Source organism: Burkholderia sp. GbtcB21 (genome assembly GCF_019091065.1).
In the GTDB taxonomy this organism is placed as follows: Bacteria; Pseudomonadota; Gammaproteobacteria; order Burkholderiales; family Burkholderiaceae; genus Burkholderia; species Burkholderia pyrrocinia_C.
The window spans coordinates 24322-43263 of sequence record NZ_JAGXKA010000020.1; the positions used below are offsets into that span (position 1 = coordinate 24322).

20 protein-coding genes are annotated in these 18942 nt (G+C 68.0%); 8 read left to right on the forward strand and 12 right to left on the reverse strand.

From position 1 onward, the window contains the following. Nucleotides 1-56: 56 nt before the first annotated feature. Genes xerC through dapF form a run of 3 tightly spaced genes read right to left on the reverse strand, consistent with a single transcriptional unit; the run spans nt 57 to nt 2621 of the window. A complete protein-coding gene (gene xerC / locus KVT39_RS31775) occupies nt 57-977 on the reverse strand; it encodes a tyrosine recombinase XerC (protein WP_034179326.1) in 921 nt (306 codons plus the stop codon). A gap of 11 nt (nt 978-988) precedes the next feature. After that, a complete protein-coding gene (locus tag KVT39_RS31780) occupies nt 989-1714 on the reverse strand; it encodes a DUF484 family protein (RefSeq protein ID WP_072437587.1) in 726 nt (241 codons plus the stop codon). A gap of 37 nt (nt 1715-1751) precedes the next feature. Next, nucleotides 1752-2621 carry a diaminopimelate epimerase gene (dapF, locus tag KVT39_RS31785; RefSeq protein WP_105389517.1) on the reverse strand — a complete coding sequence of 290 codons (870 nt, stop codon included), beginning with the start codon at nt 2619-2621 and terminating at the stop codon, nt 1752-1754. A gap of 417 nt (nt 2622-3038) precedes the next feature. On the opposite strand from dapF, the gene KVT39_RS31790 reads away from it, so the two are divergent. Next, nucleotides 3039-3317, forward strand: a complete 279-nt coding sequence (locus KVT39_RS31790) for a type II toxin-antitoxin system RelE/ParE family toxin (protein ID WP_034179323.1) — start codon at nt 3039-3041, stop codon at nt 3315-3317. 13 nt (nt 3318-3330) lie between these two features. Further along, nucleotides 3331-3633, forward strand: a complete 303-nt coding sequence (locus KVT39_RS31795; protein WP_105389518.1) for a HigA family addiction module antitoxin — start codon at nt 3331-3333, stop codon at nt 3631-3633. A gap of 30 nt (nt 3634-3663) precedes the next feature. Here the strand turns inward: KVT39_RS31795 and lpxL are convergent, their stop codons facing one another. Continuing rightward, entirely contained in the window at nt 3664-4548 is an 885-nt protein-coding gene (gene lpxL / locus KVT39_RS31800; RefSeq protein WP_034179321.1) for a lauroyl acyltransferase LpxL, read from the reverse strand. 265 nt (nt 4549-4813) lie between these two features. On the opposite strand from lpxL, the gene metK reads away from it, so the two are divergent. Then, a complete protein-coding gene (gene metK / locus KVT39_RS31805) occupies nt 4814-6001 on the forward strand; it encodes a methionine adenosyltransferase (RefSeq protein ID WP_006482984.1) in 1188 nt (395 codons plus the stop codon). A gap of 111 nt (nt 6002-6112) precedes the next feature. On the opposite strand, the gene KVT39_RS31810 is transcribed toward metK, so the two are convergent. Further along, nucleotides 6113-6454 carry a hypothetical protein gene (locus KVT39_RS31810; RefSeq protein ID WP_034179320.1) on the reverse strand — a complete coding sequence of 114 codons (342 nt, stop codon included), beginning with the start codon at nt 6452-6454 and terminating at the stop codon, nt 6113-6115. Between the two features lie 353 nt (nt 6455-6807). On the opposite strand from KVT39_RS31810, the gene KVT39_RS31815 reads away from it, so the two are divergent. Next, nucleotides 6808-7581 carry a phytanoyl-CoA dioxygenase family protein gene (locus KVT39_RS31815; protein ID WP_034179319.1) on the forward strand — a complete coding sequence of 258 codons (774 nt, stop codon included), beginning with the start codon at nt 6808-6810 and terminating at the stop codon, nt 7579-7581. A gap of 144 nt (nt 7582-7725) precedes the next feature. Here the strand turns inward: KVT39_RS31815 and KVT39_RS31820 are convergent, their stop codons facing one another. Further along, on the reverse strand, nt 7726-7932 hold the full coding sequence (locus KVT39_RS31820) for a DUF3185 family protein (RefSeq protein WP_034179318.1): 207 nt from the start codon (nt 7930-7932) through the stop codon (nt 7726-7728). Between the two features lie 186 nt (nt 7933-8118). Here KVT39_RS31820 and mgrA point away from each other — a divergent pair, with 186 nt between their 5' ends. Continuing rightward, nucleotides 8119-9162: an L-glyceraldehyde 3-phosphate reductase gene (gene mgrA, locus KVT39_RS31825; RefSeq protein WP_217590949.1), complete on the forward strand. Its 1044-nt coding sequence runs from the start codon at nt 8119-8121 to the stop codon at nt 9160-9162. A 107-nt stretch (nt 9163-9269) separates the two neighbouring features. On the opposite strand, the gene KVT39_RS31830 is transcribed toward mgrA, so the two are convergent. Both KVT39_RS31830 and KVT39_RS31835 read right to left on the reverse strand, forming a co-directional pair. Continuing rightward, a complete protein-coding gene (locus KVT39_RS31830) occupies nt 9270-9455 on the reverse strand; it encodes a hypothetical protein (protein ID WP_014895742.1) in 186 nt (61 codons plus the stop codon). Between the two features lie 302 nt (nt 9456-9757). Beyond that, entirely contained in the window at nt 9758-10639 is an 882-nt protein-coding gene (locus KVT39_RS31835; RefSeq protein WP_217590950.1) for a DMT family transporter, read from the reverse strand. A gap of 814 nt (nt 10640-11453) precedes the next feature. On the opposite strand from KVT39_RS31835, the gene KVT39_RS31840 reads away from it, so the two are divergent. Both KVT39_RS31840 and KVT39_RS31845 read left to right on the forward strand, forming a co-directional pair. After that, complete coding sequence (locus tag KVT39_RS31840) at nt 11454-11666, forward strand: hypothetical protein (RefSeq protein WP_011353523.1); 213 nt, start codon at nt 11454-11456, stop codon at nt 11664-11666. Nucleotides 11667-11722: 56 nt separating this feature from the next. After that, entirely contained in the window at nt 11723-12745 is a 1023-nt protein-coding gene (locus tag KVT39_RS31845; protein WP_081938356.1) for a serine/threonine protein kinase, read from the forward strand. Between the two features lie 72 nt (nt 12746-12817). Here KVT39_RS31845 and KVT39_RS31850 read toward each other — a convergent pair whose 3' ends face one another. After that, on the reverse strand, nt 12818-14260 hold the full coding sequence (locus KVT39_RS31850) for a coniferyl aldehyde dehydrogenase (protein WP_217590951.1): 1443 nt from the start codon (nt 14258-14260) through the stop codon (nt 12818-12820). Between the two features lie 39 nt (nt 14261-14299). After that, complete coding sequence (locus tag KVT39_RS31855; RefSeq protein WP_217590952.1) at nt 14300-14764, reverse strand: hypothetical protein; 465 nt, start codon at nt 14762-14764, stop codon at nt 14300-14302. 510 nt (nt 14765-15274) lie between these two features. Here KVT39_RS31855 and KVT39_RS31860 point away from each other — a divergent pair. Further along, nucleotides 15275-16915: a GMC family oxidoreductase gene (locus KVT39_RS31860; RefSeq protein ID WP_217590953.1), complete on the forward strand. Its 1641-nt coding sequence runs from the start codon at nt 15275-15277 to the stop codon at nt 16913-16915. A 155-nt stretch (nt 16916-17070) separates the two neighbouring features. Here KVT39_RS31860 and KVT39_RS31865 read toward each other — a convergent pair whose 3' ends face one another. Both KVT39_RS31865 and fliJ read right to left on the reverse strand, forming a co-directional pair. After that, nucleotides 17071-18450 carry a flagellar hook-length control protein FliK gene (locus KVT39_RS31865; protein WP_175749033.1) on the reverse strand — a complete coding sequence of 460 codons (1380 nt, stop codon included), beginning with the start codon at nt 18448-18450 and terminating at the stop codon, nt 17071-17073. Nucleotides 18451-18481: 31 nt separating this feature from the next. Further along, the gene (fliJ, locus tag KVT39_RS31870; RefSeq protein WP_034179310.1) at nt 18482-18940 is read right to left on the reverse strand and encodes a flagellar export protein FliJ; all 459 of its coding nucleotides are present in this window, start codon (nt 18938-18940) and stop codon (nt 18482-18484) included. Between the last annotated feature and the right edge of the window lie 2 nt (nt 18941-18942).

Below are 18942 nucleotides of genomic sequence, written 5' to 3' on the forward strand. Positions count from 1 at the left end.
CGCCCGACGCCGACCGTTGCCGGTCGCCGCGCGCGGCGGGTAACACGGGACGCGCGTCAGTCGCGCTTCTTCGCGCGCGGATGCGCGCTGTCGTAAATCTTCGCGAGATGCTGGAAGTCGAGCGACGTATAGACCTGCGTCGCGGCGACGCTCGCGTGGCCGAGCAGTTCCTGCACCGCGCGCAGGTCGCCGCTCGACTGCAGCACGTGGGTCGCGAACGAGTGGCGCAGCACGTGAGGGTGGACGTTGGCGGGAATGCCCGCGGCGAGCGCCGCGCGCTTCACGCGCTCGCGCACGACCCCGGGCGACATCCGGTTGCCGCGCACGGACACGAACAGCGGATGCGGGTCGTGCTTCACGAATTCGCCGCGCACCGCGAGCCACGCATTCAGCGCATCGATCGCCTTGCGGCCGACCGGCACCTTGCGCTCCTTGTTGCCCTTGCCGCGCACGGTGACTTCGGCTTCGGCGAGATCGAGCCAGCCGGCCGAGCGGTAGCCGTCAGCCTGCGTGTACATGACGTCGAGCCCGATCAGCTCGGCCAGGCGCAGCCCCGACGAATAGAACAGCTCGAGGATCGCGTGATCGCGGATGCTCTCGGTCGTGCCGGAGAGCGGCGCGTCCATCAGTGCCGACGCGTCGTCGACCGACAGCGCCTTCGGCAGCGTTTTCGGCCGCTTCGGCGCGCGCACCGCGGCAACCGGGTTCGCGGGCATCTCGATGCGCTGCGCGAGCCAGCGGTAGAACGCGCGCCATGCCGACAGGCGGTGCGAGATCGACCGCGCGGACAGCCCGCCCGCGTGCGCGCGCGCGACCGCGCCGCGCATGTCGACGGCCGTCAGCGTGTCGAGCGGGCGGCCGGCCGCGAGCTTCTTCAGTTCGTCGAGTTCGTGCGTGTACGCGCGCAGCGTATGTTCCGACAGCTGCCTGATGTGCTTCAGGTTCGACAGGTAGGCGGCGACCGGATCGTCTGTCATCGCGTGCGCGGTCAGTGCGGCAGCAGGCGCGTGAGCGCCGCGCTCGCGAGCGTCGCGATCTGCGCGAGGAAGTCGGTGGCCATCCCGTCGTGGAAGCGGCGCGGGTCGGGCGAGCCGAGCACCAGCAGGCCGAACGCGGGCGCGTCGGTGCCGGCGAGCGGCGCGCGCAGCGCGAGCAGCGCGACCGATGCGGCCGAGCCGTCGCCGGCCGGCGCGGCTTCGGCGCCTTCCGCCGCATTCGCGGCCGAGGCGGCTACCGCGGGCGCGAGCCACTGCGCGGCCTCGAAGCCCGTGTTCGCGCCGCAGTACGGCGTCGACAGGCCGTTCGTGAACAGGCGCACTTCCTCGCCGACCTGGCGCGCGAAGTCGGCCTGCGCGTAGGTGTCGGCGACGTCCCATACGCGCAGTGCGGTTTGCGGCACGTCGAACACGTCGGCGATGCCGTCGGCGATCGTGCGCGGCAGCGCGTACGGATCGCGTTCCGCGATCACGCGCGCGGTCCAGCGGCTGAACTTCGCGGACAGGCTGTCGTTCTCGTGGCCGTACCGCACGAGCTCGGCTAGGCGGCGCTCGAGATGCTTGTTCTTGTCGCGCAGCATCTCCATCTGCCGCTCCTGCAGCGAGATCGCGGCCTTGCCGTGCGGGTTCGCGAGACGGATCGTCGCGAGCAGTTCGGCGTGCTGCGCGAAGAATTCGGGATTGGCGAGCAGGTAGTCGGCGACTTCGCGATCGTTCATGTGGCTGGAGCGTTCAATTATCAAGGACGTTGCAGGGTCAGGCGTTCAGGTCGATCTCGCCTTCGAACACGGTCGTGGCGGGCCCGGCCATCATCAGCGCGGCGGTTTCGTCGCGCGCGCCGTCCCAGCCGATCGTCAGCGTGCCGCCGTGCGTGTGCACGGTCACCGGCGAATCGAGCAGGCCGCGCCGGATGCCGGCCGCGACCGCCGCGCACGCACCCGTGCCGCACGCGAGCGTCTCGCCCGCGCCGCGTTCGTACACGCGCAGCTTCACTTCATTGCGCGACACGATCTGCATGAAGCCGGCGTTCACGCGCTGCGGGAAGCGCGCGTGGCGCTCGATCAGCGGGCCTTCTTCCAGCACGGGATACGCTTCGGCATCGTCGACGACCTGCACCGCATGCGGATTGCCCATCGACACCGTCGAGATCCAGCGCGTCGCGCCGCCGACGTCGAGCGGCCACAGCGTGTCGCGGCCTTCGGTGCGGCCGTCGAGGCCCGACGCATCGAACGGCACCTGTGCCGGCGCGAACACGGGCGCACCCATGTCGACGACGACTTCGCCGTTGTCCTGCAGCGTCAGCGTGATCAGGCCCTTCATGACCTGCACGCGCACGCTGCGCTGGTCGGTCAGGCCGCGGTCGCTGACGAATTTCACGAAGCAGCGCGCGCCGTTGCCGCAGTGTTCGACCTCGCCGCCGTCGCAGTTGAAGATCCGGTACTTGAAATCCGCGCCTTCGACGGTCGGTTTTTCGACGAGCAGCAACTGATCGGCGCCGATGCCGAAGTGCCGGTTGGCGAGCGCGCGCACCTGCGCTTCGGTGAGCGGCGGCAACGCGCGCGAATAGCCGTCGAGCACGACGAAGTCGTTGCCCGCGCCGTGCATCTTGGTGAACGAGAGTTTCACTGGGTCCGGGATTCCATGGCGAACAAGGCGGCCAGCACGACGCGAACGGCCCGCGGCCATGCCGGGCGGCCTCGTTCGTCGTGCTGATCTCAGCCGTAAATGATACATGCAGCCGACAGGGGCGTCCCGCGCGGGCGGGCGTTTCGCGTCGCCAGTGGAGACGGGACGGGCGGTATCTGTCGATCGGTCGACTGGTCGCATCAGTGGCGAGGGGACAAATTGACGCGGTGTGGCGGGCGTTGTCGCAGCGCAGGCGAGGCTTGGCGATGCGTGCCCGATGCACGGTGAAAGCACGGGACGACCCGGATGAGCGTTTTCGTACGGGTCAAATTGACAAGGTGATCAAGCGATTCGTATAGTGTGGCTATACGTCTGTAGGCCATGCTGTCGACATCGCGACTTGAGTGTGGGAGGTCCATGATCAAGTCATGGCAGCACAAGGGGCTGGAAGCGTTTTTCATGAACGGGAGCAAGGCGGGCATCCTGCCGGACCATGCTCCAAGACTGCGGCGCCAGCTTGCCCGTCTCGACGTGGCGAGCCGGCCGTTCGACATGAACGTGCCGGGCTGGCGCTTCCATGGCCTTGCCGGCGGGCTGGACGGTTACTACGCGGTGAGCGTGAGCGGTAACTGGCGCCTGACGTTCAGGTTCGACGGCTCCGATGTCGTCCTGGTCAATTACCAGGATTACCACTGAGGTGATTTAAGCCATGACACGCATCTTCAATCCGCCCCATCCGGGCGAAGCGCTGCGCGATGACGTGCTGCCGGCGCTCGGCCTGACCGTCACCGAGGCCGCTGCGCAACTCGGCGTGACGCGCGCGGCGCTGTCGCGGATCCTGCACGGCCATGCCGGCATCTCGCCGGAAATGGCGCTGCGTCTCGAAGCGTGGCTGGGCGAGGACAGCGGCGGCCGTGCGGATCTATGGCTCGCACAGCAGGCTGCGTTCGATCTCTGGCAGGCGCGCGCGAAAGGCGCGCCGAAGGTGGCGAGAGCGCAGGCGCGCGCATGACGGCGCGCCCGCGGGTTTCGCCCGGCAGGGTCAGTACAGGCCCGGCTCGCCGGGCGGGCGCGTCTTGAAGCGCTTGTGGACCCAGTAGTACTGCTCGGGCATCAGCGGGATCTGTTCCTCGAGGAATTCGTTCATCCGCCGCGCGTCGAGATCGTCGTCGCCGGTCGGGTACCGATCCCACGGCTTGAATACCTTCAGCCGGTAGCCCTTGTAGTTCGGCAGCACCTCGCCGATGAACGGCACGACCTGCGCGCGGCCCGTCTTCGCGAGCCGGCCGACGGCCGTCAGCGTGCAGGCCGGCACGCCGAAGAACGGAACGAACGTCGAGTTGCGCAGCCCGTAGTCCATGTCGGCGCCGAGCATCACGGGCTTGCGGTCGCGCAGCCAGCGCAGCACGACGCGCGCGCTGTCCGCGCGGCCGACCATCTCGGCGTCGAAGCGCCCGCGCGCCTTCTTCGCTTCTTCCTCGAGCACCGCGTTCGAGAACGGCTGGTAAAGCGATCCGCAGCGGCGCTGCAGCGACCGGTTGAGCCAGATCGAACCGGCTTCGATGCCGACGAAGTGCAGGCCGAGGAACAGCGTCGGCGGCAGGTCGGGATCGGTGAGGTCGACCGCGCTGTCGACCTGGATCAGCTTCTCGAGCTTCTTCGCGGAGCCGAACCATTGCACGCTGCGCTCGACGTAGCTGCGGATCGCATGGCGGAAATGCAGGCCGGCCACTTCCTCGCGCCGTTCGTCGCTCCAGTCCGGGAAGCAGAGTTTCAGGTTGGTGTGTACGATGCGTTTTCGCCGGCTGGGGATCTGGTACAGCAGCCAGCCGAGACCGTCGCCGAGCCGCGCGGTCAGGCCGTACGGCAACAGGGCGAGCAGCTTCAGGAAGCCGATGGCGAGATGCGTGCCGAGGCGGCCTAGCATGCGGCACCTCCGTGGGGCCGGATGGCCGGCGCGTTGCGAGCAGGGTGGTAAGACAGTGGAAGAAACAGCACGGGCAGCGCTCTGTGACAATTCAGGAAAGCCGCTATAATACGGGCTTCGCCGAGTTAACTGACAACTTGCGGGGCGAAGCCGGCTGGCGCGAAGCGCGCTGCCCGGTCCTGGTAATCCGCTAAAGCGTCGCCGCTTCAGGCCCAACGAAGCTGGCTACGTGAAACCAACCGTAACCACACAGGAGCCTGAAAAAGTGGCAAACGATTATCTCTTCACGTCCGAATCCGTCTCCGAAGGCCATCCGGACAAAGTCGCGGACCAAATCTCGGACGCGATTCTCGACGCCATCCTCGAGCAGGACAAATATTCGCGCGTTGCGGCGGAAACGCTGTGCAACACGGGTCTCGTCGTGCTGGCCGGTGAAATCACCACCACGGCCAACATCGATTACATCCAGATCGCGCGCGACACGATCAAGCGCATCGGCTACGACAACACCGACTACGGCATCGACTACAAGGGTTGCGCGGTGCTCGTCGCGTACGACAAGCAGTCGCCGGACATCGCCCAGGGCGTCGATCGTGCACACGACGACAACCTCGACCAGGGCGCGGGCGACCAAGGCCTGATGTTCGGTTATGCGTGCGACGAAACGCCGGAACTGATGCCGCTGCCGATCTACCTGTCGCACCGTCTCGTCGAGCGCCAGGCCAGCCTGCGCCGCGACGGCCGCCTGCAGTGGCTGCGTCCGGACGCGAAGTCGCAGGTGACGGTCCGCTACGTCGACGGCAAGCCCGATTCGATCGACACCGTCGTGCTGTCGACGCAGCACGCACCGGACATCGAGCTGCCCGCGCTGCGCGAAGCCGTGATCGAGGAAATCATCAAGCCGACGCTGCCGGCCGACCTGATCAAGGGCGACATCAAGTTCCTCGTGAACCCGACCGGCCGGTTCGTGATCGGCGGCCCGCAGGGCGACTGCGGCCTGACGGGCCGCAAGATCATCGTCGATACGTACGGCGGTGCCGCACCGCACGGCGGCGGCGCGTTCTCGGGCAAGGATCCGTCGAAGGTCGACCGTTCGGCTGCGTATGCAGGCCGCTACGTCGCGAAGAACATCGTCGCCGCCGGCCTCGCGTCGCGCGCGCTGATCCAGGTGTCGTACGCGATCGGCGTTGCCGAGCCGACCTCGGTGATGGTCAACACGTTCGGCACGGGCCGCGTGTCGGATGCGGTGATCACGAAGCTCGTGCGCGAGCACTTCGACCTGCGTCCGAAGGGCATCATCAAGATGCTCGACCTGCTGCGCCCGATCTACGAGAAGACCGCTGCTTACGGCCACTTCGGCCGCGAAGAGCCGGAATTCTCGTGGGAAGCGACCGACAAGGCGCTCGCACTGGCCGAAGCGGCCGGCGTGGAGCCGACGGCACGCGTCGCGTAAGCGTCGTTCGCCCGAAACAAAAAACCCCGGCAATGCCGGGGGTTTTTTTATGGATTCCGATCGCCGGCACAACGGCGGCGATCATGGCGGGCAGTGCCCGCCGGCGCTGCTTCAGCGCGCACCGAACCCGAACCAGCCGTTGCTGGCCGCGAGGCGGCGCGGCCGGTTGACGCGCCGCTGCGGGCCGAGCGCGCGGCGCAGCGCGAGCGCGCGCAGCGACGACGGCTTTTGCAGCAGCGAGCGCAGGCCGGCACGGCGTGCGAACGTCTGCGCACTCATCATCGAGAAAAACGCGTGGAACCACGCACGGATGCCGTCGAGCCGGCTGTGCGCGGGCGCGCGCTCGGCCAGCGCCTGCGTGCGTGCGCGGTGATGGCGCAGCGGGCGGGCAGGAGCGGACGGCGCGACGCGCTTCGCAGCGCGGCTGAGACGGGAAGTCAGACGGAATGGCATGTGAACGATGCTTCGCTTGTATGGATGGCGCCCTTGAAGAGCGCACTGGTATGAACGGCCTCGGATTGCGCAACGGATCATATCGAAAGCCGCTGCGCGCCGCGCCCGCCAGAATTGACAGGCCGCGTCAGGCTACAGGGGATTCATGACCGGCAAAAGTCGCGATAAACCCTTGTGCCGCAAGGCGTGTGCCGCATACCGCCTGTCGGTGAGGCCAACGCCGCGCCGCACAGTTCCCTTGCGCCAGATCAAATCGGCGATTGGCATGCCCCTGCGTACGACAATGGCGCTGTTCGCGGCATCCGGCGCCGATTTACAATCGTCACATTCACACAATAAACGTCTGGCATCCCATGTCGTCTCCATTGCAGTCGGAATCGATCCGCGCGCAAGTCGCGGAATTGCGCGAACGCGGGTTCGTCGTCGCGCGTGGCCTCGTCGGCGAGCAGCAGTGCGCGGCGCTTAAACGGATCGCAGAGCGGCAGTTGCAGGAGGCTGCCGAGCCGATCGAATTCGAGGCGGACCTGCGCTACCCGGGCGCACCCGAGTCGAAGCATGCGCCGGGCGGGCATACGGTGCGGCGGCTGCTCGATGCGTACTCGCGCGATCCGGCATTCGCCGAGCGCGCGGTCGCACCCGAAATCGGCGCGTGGATGCGCGAGTATTTCGGCGAAGAGCCCGTGCTGTCGCGCGCACATCACAACTGCATGATGACCAAGCACCCCGCGTACGGCAGCCTGACGGGCTGGCATCGCGACTTCCGCTACTGGGCGTTCGAGCGTTCGGACATGGTGTCGGTATGGCTCGCGCTGGGGCCGGAAACGAACGAGAACGGCGCGTTGTGGCTCGTGCCGGGTTCGCATACGGCCGAATTCGGGCCTGAAGCGTTCGACGATGCGAAGTTCTTCCGCAGCGACCTGCCGGAGAACCGGAAGATGATCGACGCGGCCACGTGCCCGTCGCTCCAGGCGGGCGACGTCGTGTTCTTCCACAGCAACACGCTGCATTCGGCCGGGCAGAACCGTTCCGACCAGGTGAAGTTCTCGCTCGTGTACACGTATCACGGCGCGAGCAACCGGCCGGTGCCCGGCACGCGCTCGGCGGCGAAGCCGGAAGTGCAGTTCTAGGTGCGGATCGGTCGGCGCGGCGAGGCCGCGACGATCACGCGATGCGGCGCATCGCGGGCGAATGAAGCAACGGGCGGCCTGGCCGCCCGTTTCGTTTTGCGCGGCCCGATCAGGGTGACGCGGGCCGTTCGCGCGGCTGCGCGATCAGCGCTTGCCGCCCGGCATCGCGAGGCCGATCAGGCCGACGAACGAAGCGACGGCGCCGCCCACGATCAGCAGGATCGTCTTCGTGGCGGGCGAGCCGGTGAAGAGGCGCGACATGTTGTCGTTGATCGAATGGAACGACTGGCCGCCGAAATACAGCAGCACGACGCCGCCGACGAGCAGCGCAACCGAGATGACGCGGGACATACCAACCTCGCTGAAACGGTGATTCGAGACGCCGCAGTGTAGGCGACGACCGCGGTTGCGTCCATCGCCGTGCGCGCATCGGCCGCCTTCGTTACCATAGCCGTCGTGCGTTTTTCTTCGCCGCCGTCGCGCCCTGTGCGCGGCCGGCGCGCGCCCCTCCCTCCGACGTCCTGACGGGAAATACTCATGGCCTACGAAGCAGCTTCCGAACGTTATGCGGACATGCAATACCGCACCTGCGGCAAATCCGGGCTCAAACTGCCTGCCCTGTCGCTCGGCCTGTGGCACAACTTCGGCGACTCGACGCCGATCTCGACGCAGCGCGAGATCCTGCGCACCGCGTTCGACCTCGGCATCAACCACTTCGATCTCGCGAACAACTACGGGCCGCCGTACGGCAGCGCCGAAACCAACTTCGGCCGGCTGCTGAAGGAGGATTTCCTGCCGTATCGCGACGAGCTGCTGATCTCGACGAAGGCCGGCTGGGACATGTGGCCGGGGCCGTACGGCAGCGGCGGCGGGTCTCGCAAGTACGTGCTCGCGAGTCTCGACCAGAGCCTGCAGCGGATGGGGCTCGACTACGTCGACATCTTCTATTCGCACCGCTTCGACGCGCACACGCCGCTCGAGGAAACGGCGGGCGCGCTCGCGTCGGCCGTGCAGCAGGGCAAGGCGCTCTACATCGGCATTTCGTCGTATTCGGCGGCGAAGACGCGCGAGATGGCCGAGTTGCTCGCGCAGTACAAGGTGCCGCTGCTGATCCACCAGCCTTCGTACAACATGCTGAACCGCTGGATCGAGAGCGACCTGCTCGGCACGCTCGACGACGTCGGCGCGGGCAGCATCGCGTTCACGCCGCTTGCGCAGGGGCTGCTCACGTCGAAGTACCTGAACGGCGTGCCGGCCGATGCGCGCGTGAACAAGCCGGGCGGCGGCTCGCTGAAGCAGGATCACCTGAGCGCGGACAACCTCGAGCATGTGCGCAAGCTCAACGCGATCGCCGAGCGGCGCGGCCAGAGCCTCGCGCAGATGGCGCTTGCATGGGTGCTGCGCAATGGCCGCGTGACGTCCGCGCTGATCGGCGCGAGCCGTGCCGAGCAGGTGCGTGAAAACGTCGGCGCGTTGAAGAACCTCGAATTCTCGGCGGAGGAACTCGCGGAGATCGATCGTTACGCGACGGAAGGCGGCATCAATCTGTGGGAAAAGCCGTCCACCGATCAGGCGATCTGACCGGCAGTCGATACGGCATGCGAAACATCGCATGCCGGTATCACCGGCTTGCAGGCAGCACGTCGCATCGTTGCGGCGCAGCGATGCGCGTCAGGCACGGGGGGAGGCTAGAGCAGCGCAGGCAGACCTTCGACCAGCAATACCGCGACGCCGACGCCGAGGATGACGCCCAGCACGCGCAGCAGGTTGTGGCGGAATTCGGTTGCGCACGGCACCGCGCCGAGAAATAGCGCTCCGGCCAGCGCCATCGGGATCAACAGGATGAAGTCGCCGATCGTGAAATAGGTGGTCATGCGTGTCTCCAGTGTCGGCCGGAGTCAGCGCTTCAGCACTTACTTCGGCCCCATGCCGGGTGTTTCTAGTATTGGTCCGACCCGATTGCGAGCGGGACGGTCAATTCGAGTATAGGCAACCCGATGATGTTTTCGCTATCCGAACCATTAAAAATCAGCGGAAAGCCTCGCGAGTCGCACATTTTTCCCGCAAGTTCGACGAACGCCTTGCACGCATCTTTCCCGTTCCTTTCGATTTGCGCGGAATTGTCGTATGTGTCCGATGCAGGCCGCCGCACTTGCGGGCGCGGCGGCCTGTCCGCTTACGTGCGGTCGGGTTGCGTGCGTGCGGCCGGCGCGCGGAACACGAGCGCGAGCCCCGCGATGATCGCGCCCATGCCGGCGAGCGCGAGCGGTTCGGGCCGGTTGCCGAGCCACACGGCATCCATCAGCGTGGTGACGACGGGCACGAGATAGAACAGGCTCGTCACGTTGACGAGATCGCCGCGCTGCATCAACCGGTAGAACAGCAGTTGCGCGATCACCGAAATCACGATGCCGAGCCACAGGAGCGGCACGACGAACGCCCAGCTCATGTCGAACGAAATCGGCCGGAACGGCACGATCGCCACGCACAGCGCGAGGCCGATCGCATTCTGCAGCGGCAGCACGTCGGCGGGCGCCGCGCGTACGCGCTTTTGCAGCAGCGAGCCGACGGTCAGCGCGACGAGTGCCGTGAGCGCGCACGCGATGCCCGCGAGCGGCAGGCCGGCATCGCCCACGCCGCGGCATACGACGAGCGTGAGGCCGGCCAGCGACAGCGCGAGCCCCGCGACGCGCATGGGCTGCCAGCGCCGCTCGATGATCGCCAGCGTGAGGATTGGCTGCACGCCGAGGATCGTTGCGAGCACACCCGGCGCGATCCCGCGCTCGAGCGCGAGCAGATAGAAGATCGAATAGCCGCCCATCATCAGCAAGCCGGTCAGCGCGGCCATGCGCCGCTCGCCGCGCGGCGGCAGCCAGCGTTTGCGCATGAAGACCAGTGCGAGCAGCACGAGCGACGCGAGCGCGAAACGCGCGGTGAGAAAGACGAACGCGGATGCGTGACGCAGACCGAGTTCGGCGAAGATCGCGCCGCTGCTCCACAGCAGCACGAAGAGCGACGTCGCTCCATGCGCGGCAAGCGCGCGTTTGAACGAAACCATGTGAATCCACCTGTCGAACGGATCGGAACGTTCCATCCGCGCGTGCAGCAGGGAGTCGTGCGTCACGACGCACGAACGGAAGCTGACGGGCGAATGAAAGACGAAACGGAAGCCGGCTGGTCAGCCGGCGCGTGCCGCCGGAGGGGGCGGCGCGGCGCCGACGAGCGGCGGTGCGACAGGAGGCGGGAGGACCGACGGATGCGCGCACGCCTGCGGCCGCGAGTCGAACTGCGGCCGGGATTTTGCGAGGGCGGACGAGAGCGGATGCATCGTGTCGGAATGCGGTTGAACGCGAATGAACGTCAAAGGTACTGCAAGGCCGGCATCCGGCGCAACAACTGTTCGGCGGTCCCGCATGGCGAAAGACGCGTTGAGGTGATGCCGGGCGACGCTTGTGTGCGGTGGCTGCGCGAGCCGTGTTCGAGACGGGGGAAGGAGGCTGTAGCGTGCGAGGCAAGCGGCGTGGCGCCGCAGGCTCGGTCACGCGAAATCTCCTGGCGGCCCGGCACGCGGCAAACGATGTGCGCATTGCGTCGATCGCGGGTGCGCCGCGGCGCCGGGCGGATTCGGCGGGCAGTCACATTCGACAGGGTATGATGGGGGTGTCCGCCCGTGCAAGCGCACGCGCGGCGCAGTGGTTGATTGGAGACATTTGACGAATTCGCGGCACTTCGCCTGCTTCTTCTTCTTTTCGCGCTTCGATAAACCGTGAACAATGGGATTACGCGCAACGCTCCGTCGAGAGCGGCGCGGATCGCGCATTTGCCGGCTCGCCAGCGGGCCGGGTTTCAAGATTCAAGAGTGGGGAACCATCATGCATGTCGGGTCGATTGTCTGCACTACCCATATCGCGGTGCCGAAGGGCGCGCGCGGCATCGTCCAGCGCGTCCTGGGCGACATGGCCATGGTGACCTGGTACGCGGGCGTGCCGGGTGAGTCGAAAGAACTCAACACCGAGCCGTTCTTTCTCGAGGATCTGATCGACACCGGCGAATCCGTGCTGCCGGCCGGCGCGGCGCTCCACTAAGCGAACACCGCACCGGACGCTCGTCTTTCGGCCCGGCTGGCGGCACAATGCGGGGCATGACAGACGCCACTTCCGCTCCCGCTTCTCCCGCCGGCCCGCCGTTCGCCGGCCTCACGCCCGAGTGCGTGCTCGACGCGCTCGACAGCGTGCTGATGCCGGCCGGCCTGCGCACCGACGGGCGCCTGCTCGCCCTCAACAGCTACGAAAACCGCGTCTACCAGGTCGGCATCGAAGACGGCCCGCCGGTCGTCGCGAAGTTCTACCGCCCGGCGCGCTGGTCGGACGATGCGATCCTCGAAGAGCACGCGTTCGTCGCCGAACTCGCCGAGCGCGAGATTCCGGCGGTGCCTGCGCGCACGTTCGACGGCCGCACGCTGCACGCGTTCGACGGCTTCCGTTTCTCGATCTTCGAGCGGCGCGGCGGCCGCGCACCCGATCTCGATCGCAGCGACACGCTCGAATGGCTCGGCCGCTTCATCGGCCGGATTCATGCGGTCGGCGCGACGCAGCCGTATGTCGCGCGTCCCGTGCTCGATATCGATACGTTCGGCTACGAGCCGCGCGACTACCTGCTCGCGCACGATTTCATTCCGGATGACGTACGACCCGCGTACGAGACGGCGGTCACGCTCGCGCTCGAAGGTGTCGAGGCCGCGTTCGAACGTGCGGGCGAGATCCGCCTGCTGCGCACGCACGGCGACTGTCATCCGAGCAACGTGCTGTGGACCGATGGCGGCCCGCATTTCGTCGATTTCGACGACAGCCGGATGGCGCCCGCGATCCAGGATCTGTGGCTGCTGCTGCCGGGTGATCGCGAAGGCGCGTCGCGCGCGCTGGCGGACCTGCTGGCCGGCTACGAGGATTTCTGCGAATTCGAGCCGCGCGAGCTGCATCTCGTCGAAGCGCTGCGCACGCTGCGGCTGATCCACTACGCGGCATGGCTCGCACGGCGCTGGGACGATCCCGCGTTCCCGGCCGCGTTTCCGTGGTTCAACACGCATCGTTACTGGGAAGCGCGCGTGCTCGAACTGCGCGAGCAGATCGGCGCGATGCAGGAAGGGCCGCTCTGGCCCGTGTGACGGCGCGCGCGGCACAGGTGCCGCGCGGCAGGCTTGCGCGGGCCGCGGCGCGATGCGCGCGGCCCGTCCGGTTCAGAACTTCAGCATCAGCTTGATCAGCGCGGCGAAGCGCTTGCCGTACGGCGGCGCGAGCAGGTTGCGCGCGTTCAGGCGCGGCTGCGTGAGCACGGGCTTCATCTTCGAGAACGTCACGAAGCCGTCGTAGCCGTGGTACGCACCCATGCCGCTCGCACCGACGCCGCCGAACGGCAGGCTGCCGCACGCAATGTGCATCAGCGTTTCGTTGACCGACACGCCACCCGAGATCGTTTCGTGCATCACGCGGTCGATCGTGCCGCCGTCCTCGTCGAACAGGTAGAGCGCGAGCGGACGCGGGCGCGCATTCACGTATGCAATCGCCTCGTCGAGCCGCTCGTACGGCACGAGCGGCAGCAGCGGCCCGAAGATTTCCTCCTGCATCAGTTGTGACGCGGCCGGCACCTGCGTGACCGCGCACGGCACGAAGCGGCGCGACGCGGGGTCGGACTGCGCGTCGGACAGCGGGTGCAGTTGCGCGCCGGCCGCCTGCGCATCGCTCGCGAGTTGCTGCAGCCGCGCGTAATGGCGCGGCGACACGATCGTCGTGTAGTCGCCGTTGGTCGACAGGTCGGGATACATCTTCGCGAATCGTGCTCGCGCGCGCTCGATGAACGCGGCTTCCATGCCGCGCGGCAGCAATACGTAGTCGGGTGCGATGCAGGTCTGGCCCGCGTTCAGCGTCTTGCCCGCGACGATCGCGTCGACGGCCGCGTCGAAGCGCGCATTCGGTCCGACGATCGCCGGCGACTTGCCGCCGAGTTCGAGCGTGACGGGCGTGAGATTGTCGGCGGCCGCGCGCATGACGTGGCGGCCGACCTGCGTCGAGCCGGTGAACAGCAGATGATCGAACGGCAGCCCGCTGAACGCGGCGCCGACCTCCGCATCGCCGTTCACGATCGCGACGTGGTCGCGCGTGAAGGTCTTCGCGATCAGTTGCTCGAACAGCGCCGACGTGCGCGGCGTCAGTTCGGACATCTTGACGATCGCGCGGTTGCCGGCCGCGAGCGCGCAGATCAGCGGGCCGGCCGAGAGCAGCACCGGGTAGTTCCACGGCACGACGATGCCGACCACGCCGAGCGGCTGCGGAATCACCTTCGCGCGCGCCGGGCGCAGCCACTTGTTCATCGGCTTGCGGATCGGCTTCATCCAGCGCTTGCCGTGCTTGAGCGCGTCGTCGATCTCTTCCTTCGCCATCCAGATTTCCGACAGCAGCACTTCCTGCTTCGCGCGATGGCCGAAATCGGCGCTGATCGCTTCGGCGAGCGCGTCCGCGTTGTCGATCAGCATCGTGCGCAGCGCGCGCAGGTGCTGCACGCGCGTCTCCCATGCCGGGTACGGTGCGCGCAGGTAGGCCGCGCGCTGGTCGCGCAGCAGCGACGTCAGCGCATCGGCCGGCGACAGTGCTTGCGGGGCCAGTTCGGGCAGGTCGTTCTTCATGTTGTCTCCTCCAGTTGAGCCTGGCTTGTCGGCCAGCCGTCACGCCGCACGCGAGCGCTCGGCGAGCGCGGCGACGCGGATCGGGGTGGTGCGCGTCGCGCGGCGCGGGGCCTGACGCGACGCATGCTCGAAAATCGGTTGCAGCGCGCGGCGGGCGTCGCATCCGCGCGACGGTATCCGCATCCGAAAACCGCGCCGCGGCGTGTTCGCGTGCCGCGCGATACGACTGCTGCCGGGCATGCGACGCCGCAGCGCGAGCGCTTGCCGGTGCAGCGAAGCGGGGCAGCGCAACGCGCACGCCAATACGGGTTGCAGCGCATCGCGCCGCTGCGGCAGACAGCCGTCCAAACGGTCGGCGACCACGCGTGCCGTTCGATTTCGATCGGCTGCGCGCACGACGCTGTACTTCTGCGCGCCGGCAGCCGTTTGAAATGAAATGCGGGCCGCGTGCGGTGCATCCGGACAACCCGGTCGACACACGGCCTGCAGAACCTGGCGCTGCATCGTCGTCTCTCCCGTTTCGCGACGGATCGGCTTCTCGTGGCCGGCGTGTCGCGCGAAGCGAATCGATACATCTTAAATTTAGTTCACGCGGGCGTTTAGAGGAATCGCTCTTGAATCCGCGCGCCGCGTGTGCGACGGCGATTCCTACAATGCCCGAACACCAGGGTCTGTTTGCATATGGAACGCACATGCGTTGCCCCGAGAAGGGCCGCTCGCGAGGCGCGCGACGCCGCGAATACTGACGTATTCGCAAGGAGCGCAACGTGGCGAGCGACCCTTCTCGGGGCAACCCCAAATTAAAGAGTTCATGTCACGGGAATGCCCGAAATCGCCCGTATGGCGGCGTCGCTCGTCGCTTGTTTGGCTCGGCCAAACGGCGCTCCTCACTTCTTGCCCTACGAGCGATTTCGGGCATTCGCATGTGCGTTCCATATGCAAACAGACCCTGTAAGAGGGGACACGGTCGCGCGGCGATGCCGGGCGCCTTCCATGACACGACGGAGACGTGACATGCAATACGACTACATCATCGTCGGCGGCGGTTCGGGCGGTTCGAGCCTGGCAGGCCGTCTCGCCGATGCCTGCCCCGATGCGACGATCGCGCTGATCGAGGCCGGCTCGCATACGGAGCGCAACCTGCTCGTCAACATGCCGGTCGGCATCGCGGCGCTGGTGCCGTTCAAGCTTGGCACGAACTACGGCTACGAGACGGTGCCGCAGCCGGGCCTCGGCGGGCGGCGCGGCTACCAGCCGCGCGGGCGCGGGATGGGCGGCTCGAGCGCGATCAACGCGATGATCTATACGCGCGGCCACCCGGGCGACTACGACGAGTGGGCGCAGCTCGGCGCAACGGGCTGGGGCTGGCAGGACGTGCTGCCGTATTTCCGCCGCGCGGAAGGCAACGAGCGCGGCGCCGATGCGTGGCACGGCGCGGACGGCCCGCTGTCGGTGTCGGATCTGCGCTTTCGCAATCCGTTCTCCGAACGATTCATCCAGGCCGCGCACGCGGCCGGCTATCCGCTGAACGACGACTTCAACGGCGCGACGCAGGAAGGCGTCGGCTTTTATCAGGTCACGCATCGCGACGGCTCGCGCTGCAGCGTCGCGCGTGCGTACATCTATGGTCGCAACCGGCCGAACCTGCACGTGATCACCGATGCGACGGTGCTGCGCGTCGGCTTCGACGGCAAGCGCGCGGTCGGCGTCGCGATATCGCGCAACGGCCGCGTCGAGACGCTCGGCGCGCGCGCGGAAGTGATCCTGTCGGCCGGTGCGTTCAATTCGCCGCAACTGCTGATGTGCTCGGGGATCGGCCCGGCCGAGCAATTGCGCCGGCACGGGATCGCGGTCGTGCAGGATGCGCCGGACGTCGGCACGAACCTGATCGACCACATCGACTTCATCATCAACACACGCGTGAATTCGTCTGAACTGGTCGGCGTGTGCCTGCGCGGGATCGCGAAGATGACGCCGGCGCTCGCGCGCTATTTCTCGAGCCGCACGGGGATGATGACGAGCAATGTCGCGGAGGCCGGCGGCTTCATCAAGAGCGATCCGTCGCTCGAGCGTCCCGACCTGCAGCTGCATTTCTGCACGGCGCTCGTCGACGACCACAACCGCAAGATGCACTGGGGCTTCGGCTATTCGCTGCACGTGTGCGCGCTGCGGCCGTTCAGCCGCGGCACGGTGGCGCTCGCGAGCGGCGATGCGCGCGACGCGCCGCTGATCGATCCGCGTTTCTTCAGCGATCCGCGCGATCTCGACCTGCTCGTGCGCGGCGCGCAGGCGATGCGCCGCATCCTGTCGCAGGCGCCGCTCGCGTCGCAGGGCGGGCGCGAGCTTTACACGCGGGCGGACCAGAGCGAAGCCGAGCTGCGCGCGACGATCGTCGCGCATGCCGACACGATCTATCACCCGGTCGGCACGTGCCGGATGGGCTCCGATGCGCGCGCGGTCGTCGATCCGCAACTGCGCGTGCGCGGCGTCGAAGGGCTGCGCGTGGTGGATGCGTCGGTGATGCCGACGCTGGTCGGCGGGAACACGAATGCGCCGTCGGTGATGATCGGCGAACGCGCGGCGGACTTCATCGTCGCCGCGCGCAAGGGCGGTGTGTCGCGCGGCGAGGCGGCTGCCGCGGTGCACGGCCGCTGAGCGTGCACCGGGCCGCGCGGTGGCAAGGGGACTTCCGTCGGTGCGTTTGGTACGGCCAAACGGTGCTCCTCACCTCTTGCATACACCCGAAGGAAGTCCCCTGGGGGACGACCGGCAACGCACGCTCGCAAGCCCGTTATTAGCGGGAACAGGCCCTATGCAAACGTATCGACGAGGCCGGCGCGGCTCACGCTCGCGGCGGCCGGTGCGGATTGCGCAGCGTCGGTGGGTGCATCGACGGCTGACGATCCGCCGTGCCCGCGCCGCGGCGACTGGCCGCCGGCGAAGGTCTGTTGCGGGTTCTGCTGCTGCGACGCGAAGCCGCCGTCGCTGACGGTCGCGCTGCCGAGCCCGAGCCCGCCCGCTTCCATCGCTTCACGCAGCTTCGGCAGCGCGGCTTCGACCGCGTCGCGCACCTGCGCGTGCTGCGACACGAACAGCGCGTGCGCGTGGTTGTCCGCAACGCGCAGCACGACCTGCAGCGGCCCGAGATCGGGCGGGTTGAGCGTCAGCTCGGCGCTCTGCTGGTGCGCGTTCGACAGGAACACGACCTTCTGGCTCAGCGCGTCCGTCCAGTCGGCGGTGCCGACGTGCGGCGCGAGCACGTGCGTGTTGGCGGCGGCGATCGCGCTCGCGGCGGGCGACAACTGCAGGTTCGCCTGCGCCGCGGCCGCAGCGGTTGCACCGGCCGCGAGCGTCGCGCTGGCGGCCGGGTCCGTTGCTTCGCTGGCGGCGGCGAGCGCATGCTGCGCGCCGGACTGCACGTTCGCGTCGGCCTGCAGCGCCTGCGCGGTGGCCTGCGTCGGCGTCTGCTGCGTGGCGAGCGCCCCTTTCGCGTCGGCGAGCGTGCGGTCGAACGTCGGCACCTTCGGCGTCAGCGGTGCGGCGGCGGTCGATGCAGAAGATGCAGACGATGCCGGTGCCGATGTCGAAGCCGTCGTGCCGCTCGCGGGCGTCGCGATTGCGCCCGAGCCGCCGGTCAGCTTGGCGAGCGCCGCTTGCAGCGCGTCGCGGGTCGACGCCGGCGTGGCCGGCTGGGCGGCCGCATCCCCGGCCGCGTGGTCCGCCAGCGTGGCCGTCGCATCGGGCTGGCCGGACACGGCCGTCTTTTGCGCGGTAGCGGCGGCCGTGGTGACGGTAGCGGCGGCGGCGGTAGCGGCATCGGCCGGCGTCGCGTTGTCCGTGCGCGCCTGCAGTTGTGCCTGCACGGCCGCGGCGGCCGCGAGTGCGCCGGCGTCGGGGTTGGTGGTGGCGTTCGCGGCGTCGGTCGACTGGTCGTCGTCGGTGCCGGACGGCTTCGTGCCGGCGGCCGGCTTCGATGAAGCCTGCGTCGTCGACGCATCCGGCGTGGCGGGATTCGCCGCGTCGCGCCGCGTGGCGACGCTTTGCTTCAGCGTCTGCGCGAACGGCACGGCGGTCGTGGCGGTCGCGGCATCGTTGCCGGCGGCGGTGCCGGACGAACCCGCGCCGCGGGCGGCTTTGAGTGCGGCGCCGGCGGTGTCGATCAGCACGCCGAGCAGGGGCAGGGGAGGCATGGCGGTTCTCTCGTTCGAATGCGGTGGTCGGTTACGACGAGCGGGCCGCATCGGCCCGCATGCGCAGGATCTTCGCGGCGTGTTCGTCGGCGTCGCGCTGTTCGCGCCGGGCGTCGAGCCGTGCTTCCTGCGCGACGCCGCGCGCCTGCAGGATTTCATATGAGCCGACGGTGCGTTTCTTCTGTTGCCAGTTCGGGCGTGCCTCGTCGATGCGGACTTCGGCCGCGGCGAGCACGTTGCGCTGCTGCGCGATCGCGGCGTCGAGCGTGTCGATGAATGCCTGGAAATTGCGCCAGTTGCCGGCCGGCATCCCGTGCTGCGCGGATTGCGAGAAACGCGCGTGGTATTCGTCGCGATAGCGCAGCAGCGCGTCGAGCTGCTCGGTAGCCGCGGTGCGGTCGCGCTGCGCGGTGCCGAGCTGCTTCGCGGCCGTGTCGAGGTCTTCCTGCGCGCGGTCGAGCAGCAGTTGAAGGGGAAAGCCGTGAGCCATCG